5 protein-coding genes are annotated in these 9,999 nt (G+C 39.8%); 1 reads left to right on the top strand and 4 read right to left on the bottom strand.

Annotated features, from left to right (window positions below; all coding sequences use genetic code 11):
• Positions 1–162: 162 nt before the first annotated feature.
• Complete coding sequence (locus AB4503_RS07845) at positions 163–1,815, bottom strand: cell division protein FtsZ (protein ID WP_372114198.1); 1,653 nt, start codon at positions 1,813–1,815, stop codon at positions 163–165.
• Positions 1,816–2,938: 1,123 nt separating this feature from the next.
• On the opposite strand from AB4503_RS07845, the gene AB4503_RS07840 reads away from it, so the two are divergent.
• Positions 2,939–7,480 carry a hypothetical protein gene (locus tag AB4503_RS07840; protein WP_372114196.1) on the top strand — a complete coding sequence of 1,514 codons (4,542 nt, stop codon included), beginning with the start codon at positions 2,939–2,941 and terminating at the stop codon, positions 7,478–7,480.
• Positions 7,481–7,930: 450 nt separating this feature from the next.
• Here AB4503_RS07840 and AB4503_RS07835 read toward each other — a convergent pair whose 3' ends face one another.
• The 3 genes from AB4503_RS07835 to AB4503_RS07825 all read right to left on the bottom strand — a co-directional run bounded on the left by AB4503_RS07835 (position 7,931) and on the right by AB4503_RS07825 (position 9,774).
• A complete protein-coding gene (locus AB4503_RS07835) occupies positions 7,931–8,305 on the bottom strand; it encodes a hypothetical protein (RefSeq protein WP_372114194.1) in 375 nt (124 codons plus the stop codon).
• A 123-nt stretch (positions 8,306–8,428) separates the two neighbouring features.
• On the bottom strand, positions 8,429–9,382 hold the full coding sequence (locus AB4503_RS07830) for a caspase domain-containing protein (protein ID WP_372114192.1): 954 nt from the start codon (positions 9,380–9,382) through the stop codon (positions 8,429–8,431).
• Positions 9,382–9,774, bottom strand: a complete 393-nt coding sequence (locus AB4503_RS07825) for a TIR domain-containing protein (protein WP_372114190.1) — start codon at positions 9,772–9,774, stop codon at positions 9,382–9,384. The genes AB4503_RS07830 and AB4503_RS07825 overlap by 1 nt, the downstream gene beginning before the upstream one ends.
• Between the last annotated feature and the right edge of the window lie 225 nt (positions 9,775–9,999).

The raw sequence follows: 9,999 nt of genomic DNA, 5'->3' as shown, positions 1-9,999 counted from the left end.
TCATCTGGTGATACAGATGATTCACTCTTATCGTGGTGAACAACGCTTCATACGACTTCAGGTCGCACGGACAGAAACGCGTTAGAGTTTAAGACCTAACGCGCACGACCTAGATTAGAATAAGTATCTTAAAACCTTAAACGTTTGTTTTTATATGCGTTTTCACCTAGGTAAGGTAGCTAAAATATTGGTAAGTAATGTATACATAGAGTTACCAGCTACACCATAAAATGTATTCTCTGCCAACATTTTCAACTTACTTGCCTGCCCTTGGGTTTTTACTTCCCTACGTATTTTTAGTTCAATAGAATTTTTCATATCTTGCGTCATTTCCGATGAACCGTACTCTTTCAGCAGAGAAACTAACTCTAAAGGCAATTGATCTGATTGAGTCAATTGAATTTTTTGCAGCTCCTGTGATGTAACTAAACTGTCACAGATAACCTTTTGAAGGTCTTCCATACGATTTTCTAGTGAGGAAATACGCTGTCTATATTCACCAGTGACCGCCTCATAGTTAGCAATAAGCCTCGCATTTTGTCGCAATTCAAGCTCGGCAAATTCAAGCTTCATTTGAAGCTTTTCTACATCCATGTCTGACTGAAGTACGTCACTAGGAGATTTCTTATTAACTACGACCAAGCCAAATTCGTAAAGTGACTTCTCTATCTTTTCAACTTCCCCAGAAGCAGTTTCAACCACTAAAGTTATATTTGCACCTTCTTGCTTAATACTTACTTTAGCTTCAATACCAGCATATTGTTGGTTAAGAAACTCATTAAAATACGACAGTATTGATAACCCAGCACTAGCTTGATGAGGCTCAAAAGCAATAGATTTTGATAACGTAACAGTGTCGAACAAGTCTTGTGAGATATTTTTATCGATCGGTAATTCCGGAAGCCCAGTTATAATTACTGTTACCTCAATAGATTCCACCATTTCAGGGTCTAAAGATGTTCCCATTACAACCACTGCATTATCATTCCCCATGATCTTTTTGACAGCATTACCGACAGTTTTAAACTCATCTAAGCGCATATCTAGCCCAGCAGTGATATTAACTAAGCACCCGTGAGCCTTAGTTAAATCAACGCTACTCATAGCTGGAGAGGCCAATAAGTTTGCGACAGCATCAGCTGAACGTTGTTCGCCTTGGTCAATGCCATACCCGACTGTGGCTAGTCCCATATCACCGAAAATTGTACGAATGTCTTTCAAGTCAACATTGATCATTCCAGGGCGTGTGATTAACTCAGAAAGCCCCTTGATCACAGCCTTAAAATGATTGTTTGAATCGTGGAAAATATCACCTGCCGTTTGTAGCTTGCTACTTTGAAGGTTTGAGTCAAGAAATCTATCATTGTCGATGCAAATAAGAGAGTCTGTATGTTCAGCTAACGATAAATACGCCTGTTGAGAGCGTTTCTTCTTGTAACGACCTTCAAACTCGAATGGAAAAGAGCAAAGACCAACACAGAGTATATTTCTTTGTTTTATCAACCTAGTAACATAGGGTGCAACAACACTGCCAGTTTCTCCACCAAGCCCAGCAACAACAAAAATAATATCTCGCTCTTCTACCCTACCTATCAACTCTTGCTCGTAAAAGAACACCTGTTCAGATAGAAGTAGTGAATCACTAGCAGGGGAGCCATTGGAATACTCATTCAATGCGACTTGAGATGAATGTATATAGAGCTTGTCAACATCAATCGTATCCTGAATTGACGCTGTAATTCGACATCCAACAGTACCGACTCCAATCACGAGAACTGATACATCGGTGCTCATATCCATCATAGGTTCAAACATAAATCTCCCAATTTAATATTTCGTAGAAGCATGTAACATTCTTAATAACAGACATTCTCGTTTTTCTGCCTTCCTGACTCCGCATCAATCTATCATAAACCATTAAAAATTAAAGAAAAAATATCGAGCTGTGTTTTGTCCTTACATAAAAACACGCTAGCATGTTATCACTTTTTACGATGCATATTATCCAAGATACGAAGATCAAAATGCCTATTAATAAACTGTGTAGATATACAGAAAAAGGAAGTTAAGGTGGCAAGCAAATCAGCAATAATCTTGATATTTGATTTTCTAAGGAAAACTCACACCCCTAAATTCTGTAAAATATTTAATCTAACTCACAATTGGCACTTTCTAGTTAGAAAATGCCACGGGTAAAAATTCAACCTGAGAGGTTTTTGTCGAGTAGACGACACTTGTTACCAAGTGCCGCCCCTCTAAGAACTGTACGTGCAACTTTCACTGCATACAGCTCAAGCCTCCGCTAAGGCGTATTACGTTACCCAGCAATCACAATGCAGCTAAAGCAGGTTCGAACCATGAGTTTCGTCCCAATTTCTTTGCCTTTCGTTCTTTAAGGAAAGGTTCGTAAAAAGGATCATAAGGCGTTGCCTTGCTCATACGCATCTTAAATGGATTCACTTACGTTCATCATACCAACACCCTAGCACTCACCCAATTGTGGTTATCAGGAGGAACGTCCTCTCACGAATTCATTCCCGTTCAGCAAAGGCTGAACTTCGTTACATTGTCGGGTTCGCTGCTTTATTCAGAACCCTAGGGTCATCTGGTGATACAGATGGTTCACACTTGTTGCGGTGAACAGCACTTCATACGACTTCAGGTCGCACGGACAAAAGTGTGTCAGTGAATTTGCTAATTTAGCAAATTATGGATTAACTCAAGTATTGCAAATTTCGATAAAGGCAAGGTAAAACACACAATGTATATAGCTGATCTGTTTAATTGATTTTGAGGCGACTTTTTCTAAAGCACTTGTTTCCGTTCTAATATTTCCAGCCTATCTACCAACTCTGTTAGCGGCGAGTAACTAATGAGTGATACTGACCTTGCGTATCTATATGATATGATGGAAGAAAAGCATGTAGGGTAATGTATTTTGAGTGAATTAGACCAGCCAAATGTAATTGAAGCAGAAGATGTGCTCTCATTACGGGAAGAAGTAATGTTAACCGATGTTATTCAAGCAGAGGTTCGCTCAATGCCATTTCACTTATTGACCCCAGATCAGTTTGAGTTACTCCTATGGGATTTATTTTACAGTGACTGCAACGATACTGACTTAGAGTTTGATAATGCGCGTCTAATGATTACTGGTGCAGATCAAGGTCGAGATGTATGGTTAACGGGTGACGGTGAACCATCAGGATTAATTCAATGTAAAAGAGAAGAAAAAAAATATGGTCGAAAGGACGTCTTAAAAGAAGTCGTTAAATTTCTTCTTCATAGCGAACTAACCCCTGCTTTATTACCACATCCCAAAGCCTTTACATATTGCTTAGCATTAAGTACTGACCCAAAAGGGGAAGTTGATGATTTCTTCGAAAAGCCTCTCGATTGGTTAAAAGATAATAAGACTGAAGTAGAGTCTGTAACCAAGCAAGTGATTAAAAACTACCAGCGATTTAAGAACACCAAATCTGACGATGTAATTGATAGTATTTTCTCTAAAATTAAAAGTCTGAGCTACCAGTTAATCCGTCCACATGAACTAAATCGATGGCTCGATATACATCAAGATGTTCGTAAGCGATTCTTCAAATTACCTCAAGATATTCATCAGTTACCTTATGGTTCACATAGTTCCAAACTGGTGGTAGGCGATTTGAAGCACGCAAGCTTACCACTTCATAATTGGCAAAAGACTATTGAGAATCGCTTTATAAAACGTCCTGAACTAGAAGCGCTAGAGCATCGTTTAAAGACAGAGGAGAGCAAGTGTTATCTACTCACTGGGGGAGCTGGTTCTGGCAAATCTTCACTGCTTTCTTCACTTTATGAACGCCTACTTGATACCCAGTGTACAGTTTTAGCGATTAAAGCTGATGAGTTAGATAAAGATATCAACGACCTAGAAGATCTAGCTTCCTTTCTAAAATGTGAAGGACAGGGTAGCTTAGTAGCCTCACTACTTGAGCTTTCCAAAGAATCTCCGCTCGTGTTAATCATCGACCAAATGGATGCTATAAGTGAGGTGATGGATCAAAGCTCCAGCCGCTTTAGAGTATTAATAGACCTCATTTTAGGCTTAAAAGAATATTTCGAAGCGAGAAAAACGTACCCGATTCACATAATTGCATCCTCAAGACCATTTGAAGCTAGCTTTGACACTCGATTCACTCAGCTAGACGCCGAAGAGATCAGCCTCAACCCTCTACCTAAGGAAGACGTCGAACTCTTTCTTGAAGAGATAAATATTCATAAAGTTAATATTCCAGCTTCGATGTATCCAACACTCCAAGTTCCCTTTGCCCTCAGCTTATATGTCAGCTTGGTGAAAGCTGGCGATAATAAAATGGAGATTACATCTAAAAACCTGTTATCACGATGGCTTGAGAAAAAGCTGGCTAATGACCCCTTGAAGGAGCAATGCGATAAATTCTTACAACGCTTAGCTTCCGACATGGTACGCGAAGAGGTTCTTCGACGTCCTATTAGTGCATATACTCTCGATTACCAATCTCTACTCACAAAATTGGAATCTGTAGGTATACTAGTACGTTTTGGCGACAACATCGGCTTCAGTCATCAAGCATGGTTAGACGACTTTCAGTCACAGTCCTTCCTTAGTGATGGCAGCAACTTCTACGAATTTGTTCTTGAAAAACAAAACGGACTATTTTCGAGGAGTACCATCTTAAGAGGACTTGAGTACCTCAGAGAGCATGATAAACCTCAGTACCATCAAACAATGGATAGGCTATTGTTTGATCAGTCTGTACGTCGCCATATTTACCACCTTCTGATCGATGTTATGACATCGACCCTATCTCCTGACTACGAGGATGCTGAACGAATCTATCGAATCATAGAAGAAGGTGACGCCCTTGCCTCAAGGGTTATTTCAAAGACCGCAAGGAAGTGGAATCTTTGGCGCGAATATCTAGCAGATGAACTCCCGTCACTAATGCAAAATCCAGTGCTTATTGAAGATGTGACTTTATTGCTGATTGAGGAAGTTAAATCTGATGAAGATAACGCTATTTCTTTGATTGAAAGTTACTGGAAAGGTGAAAAGCATCATTCATCTAGCTTCGGTGTGTTATCCCGAGCAAAAGCATCATCAATAGAAGCAATTCAGCTGGCAGAAGCCATCATATCAAAAAAAATAATTGATACATATTCGATATCAAGATATATCCAAGATCTGTTCGAAAACTCGAAACATGACTCTGCATTGCAATTATTAAGAGCATGGCTGTGCGCTGAGCGCGACAACATCTTATGGGAACGTTCTTTATCGATTGAAAGCTATGTAGCTGCTCATCCTTCAAAGTTCATAGAGGTTCTATTCCCATGGTTTATAGAAATATTGGATGAAGGTGAAGTACAAAAAGAAGTTTCAAGAACTTTTAGAAGGTCTGCCTCTTTCGGTGGTGACTTCGACGCAATATCTGAAAACGACGGAATGGTTGGGATTCTACTACAGGCGTTGGTTCATTTAGCTACTAACAATCCGTCTCAATTTACTTTGACGGCAAAAAAATATTCATGTGTTGATTTTGATGAAGTTCAATCACTATTAGCAATAGCATTTGCTTCAAATCCAATGGCATTAACTTCCGATATTGTAAATTACCTTATTGAAGATGAAGCCAGACTTTGCATTGGTCATGGCTATTTTAACGATGAGCAAAATATAATGCACTCTGTTAATGGACACTTAACTATGATGTTGCTTGAGGAAAGCTCATCTCATTGGACGCTCCCACAGGCAGAATTAGTTAGAGATGCTATAGAAGACTATACACTTAGTCCACTCAACGCCTACTCAGATGTAGAGACCCGTCGTTACGTTCGTTCAAAAAATGAAGAATACCGCTTATCTTTACTAGCTCGATTACCAAGTCAAATGTTAACCCCTCGCAGACGACGACAAATATTTGAGCGTGATACCTATGGGCAACTTAAAATTGGTCAACGATGTCAAGTTGGTATGGCATCGTTCATCTCATCACCAATGTCTTCTGAGCAAATGGAATTAGCAACAGCAGAAAATATTATGAATATGCTCGATAGGCTTAGTGATCCGTCTATAGTTACTGGAACTAGATGGCGACACTGGAGAGACGCTGAAATTTCCGCGTTCTCACAAGCATTCAGTCAATTTGTTGTTGCTGAGCCACAAAAAGCCACCTTCATGTTACGAACCCATTTTGTTAAGCGCGTACATGAAAGAATTGCTGGCGATGCTGTCGCCCAGTTAAGTTCTATTAAGACCCTTACAACAAATGAAATCAGAGCATTAATCAATGATCTTAATTCAAAGGGGTTTACGGATAAGGCATGGGTGAGCGGGGTCGCACGAGCCTATGAGGAAATCGCACGCAGAGACAAAGGGCTTAATTCTTCAGAGATAGCTCTACTTGTTGAGTACCTAAACCACCATATTGAGACAGAGGTTGATTCTCCTGAAAACTATGATCAATCACATGATGAAGCCATTTTGTTTAATCATCGAGGAGGATTTAGTTTTAGCTCTACTGCCAGTATTAATATCTTGAATGCGATTTATATGGGATTACTAGCCAGAAAAAGACCTGATCACGATCAATGGGTTTGTATCCTCTTAAATTACCTTCATGTATCGAAATCAGAAAGTACATGGCAATTTATATTAACAATACATGGGGAACAACTATATTGGGCAAATGAAGAAAAGGTTAACTCCTTATTCGAGAGCTTGCTTACGTCTATTCCTGCGCTCTTTGAGAGCCCTATACTTGTTCATACATTGTGGAAGTTAGTAGAGCGACTTAAAGAACCGTTGTTAATGCAGATTCTGATGCAATGGGGAATTAGTAATAATACTTGTAAGCAAGCTGCCGCCGAGCTGATATCTGGGCTAGTAATTTCAAATCGTGCAAGTGAATCAATGGCAGCTTATTGGGAGAGCTTGTTGCAGTCAGGTAATGTAGCAGTGAAAAAAGGAGGAATCTATGCTGCTACTTCAGGTTGGTATTATCAAGGTAATGTTCGCGCAAACTCACATGAGATGCTTATGAGCTGTGCGCGTGGAGATACCACACAAATTGCCTCTGCATTGAACTCACTATTCCCATTTAGTAAGAAACTACCTCAGGATGATATAACTTTACAACTGCTTTTATTCTTCTCTGAGCAGCCTGAGCTTGTACAGCAGCTAAGTTCACACAACTTGCTTGAGGCACTGGTAAAAATTAATCCTCGGCCTAAAGCATTACGAGCGATATTACTGATAGTAAAAACCATTATTGATAAGAAACTAGAAGAAAAACCTCGTGGCTATATTCAAGATGTAGATAAATTAATTGAGCTAACAGTTACTTTACAAAGAACCACTCCGTCTATTAAGGATCAAGCAATGTCACTGTATGAGAGGCTATTGGATGCTGTTCCATATCAAGCAGAGCAAGCGGCAGAGGCGGCGTCAAGGTCTTGAGACCCTCGTAAAGCTAAATGAAAAGGCCTCATGAAAAATGTCATAACAACTAGGCACGGCTTCGATCGAGCCTTTTTTGTTACAGCAGTACTTATAAAACACGATCATATATTGAGGGATATCTTATCTTTTTCCACTCATTACTTTTTGTAAGTCAACGTTAAAAGATCAACCTTGTTTAAACTTCAACACTTAACCCACAAAGGGGTATTTTCGTGCTATCTGATGCTTCCTAAATAATGTGAGAGAGCATTGTGCTACTCTCCCACATTAGATTATTCAACAGTCTCTTTTACTCTATAGTTTTCTTTCCAATGCCTTGCGATAGGTAGCATTAACATGTGAAGAACAAGCCACCATAAATACTCCGGAGTAGTTCCCCAATAGGTTGATTAAAGAAATTTAAGCCAAATCCATCGCAGGTGTGTTCCGCTTTTTGGTAGCAAATAGTTAAACAAGAGACTGTAGCAATGAAAAGTAACCGATAATAACTGATGTACTTTTAGCCCAAAAGAATACGTTCGTAGGCCAGTTAATTATACGGTTGACTTTAAACTCATCTTTTTCAGTGAATCGCATCTCCATAACTCGGTTGACTATTCCCCATGCAGCACTTGAATACATATACTGCAACAAGTCGAGAGCTAAACCGACAATAAAAAATATTAACGGTGTAATCAACTCAGCAGGAATTGAAACTTTACCGGATTCCTTCTGGACAAATATCCAAACAACAGCAATACCTGCCATAGCTAGTTGCCGACAAACAGCTGATAGAGAACCTGTATGCGTATAGTAATTATTGCGGCTATCTTCTAGTTTCATTGTGGTTTTCTTGGGCCTCCACTACTAGTTCCATTTCCACGTTGTCTTTTCCCTGACTGGTCCGGAAGATTTGGTTTTTGTGGCTTCGTTGGTGGCTTCGTTGGTGTCTTAGACATGTATATCCTAGATTTGTTGATTGTTTGCAAGTTTCCAATAATGGGCTCCAAGCACTGTTAAGCGACAAGATTTCGAGTTTATCGCTGCATAGTACATATGGTCTTCACCTTCAGGTACTACTAAGTTCACTTTAACTAACCGCTGTAGCGTGGCGAACAGTTTAGTCTTGGTTTCATCCGCAAGTGGTGAGTCAGGTTCGAACGATGGATCGAGTGCAAACGAGCTTCCAGCATCTAAAAAAAAGTCAGGGAGACTTCTTAAATCATCCAACGATATAGGGGCTTGGCATTTACGCAACGTAGTAAAGCTTTTCACATTAGTTTTAAATATAGGACGTTGATCCCAAGGGCCTAAGGATTGGTCAATATGCGCGTATATGCTTCCGGGTGTCACATCACCGACAAGGTTTGCAGCACTACCACTCAAAGCATCAGTAAATAAATTTGTAAAAACGCCATGTCCGTTCACTTCGTCGGCATACTGGTGCGCACTAGAAGCCGTTAAAATTGTCACTCCCTCGCTCAAAAGAGACACTGTCGTTGAGTTTGGTACAGTTCCAGCAACACCTGAAAAACAGCTATCTAAAACAATAATTCTATTTCGAGCTGGAGAATCATTTGCGATAGTTAGTAACTCGGAAAGCGGGAAGCCATCATCGAAAGTTGTACACTCTGAAGTAACTAGGTAGCCACCAGTGCTCTCTATATGTCCATGTCCTGCGAAATAAAAGAGAGCAACATCACTTGCATCCTCAAATAAATCTTTTGCAGCTTCTTTTAGTTGCTTTCTGTTTACACTGGTTTGACTTCCAGTGGCAGTCAGGTGCTTCACGCCAAAGTTAATTGAACCATCGCCATGTCTTTCTAAGACCGTTTTGACCCCGAAGGAGTCGTTGACACATCCGTATAATGGGTCGCATTCATCATAATAATCGATACCTACAACAAGCGCTTTTTTCATTACGCAAGTTCCTTTATTGCATCGACTATTGACTTGCCTTGCCACTTAACGACCTTGTGCGCGGCATCTTTAACTACTTTAGATGTTTTTTCTGATGCCCAAGGTTCAATTGCGATGATAGGTTTGCCATAGTATTGAGCAATTTCAATTTCTATTTGAATCCACTTGCTATAGCTCGAATATACGCCCGCCAAAATTAAAACACAGCTTGTATTTTTAACTTTGGCATCGATAGCCGCGCGTAGTTGACGATCTGTACCACATGAATGGATTGGATCATTCATTGGCACTGAATGGTTATAATAGGACAACCTTTGGTCATCAATTAGCTTTGTTACTTTGTCGTATGCGTCGGAATAAGCCCATGAGTGACTGATAAATAAACGGTACATGATAGAATCCTTAAATAGAAAGTAGGGTTACATTCCCATAAAAGCCAATGTGGAAACGAGAGCAAAATCACCAAATGAGATTGTGAAAAATGCCAAGCATTACGAATCACCCTTAAGCAGATTGTAAGATTAAATTTTTTGCTCGATTCCCCCTAAATTGCCAATATTTAAGCCCCCGATATGACTTAATCTTTCATGCGCACTTTCGCGATTAGTTATTATTAA

The organism is Vibrio sp. 10N.222.55.B11 (assembly GCF_041473705.1).
Lineage (GTDB): Bacteria > Pseudomonadota > Gammaproteobacteria > Enterobacterales > Vibrionaceae > Vibrio > Vibrio crassostreae_C.
The sequence above is the reverse complement of the archived record's forward strand: the minus strand, read 5'-3'. Positions and strand labels throughout refer to the sequence as shown.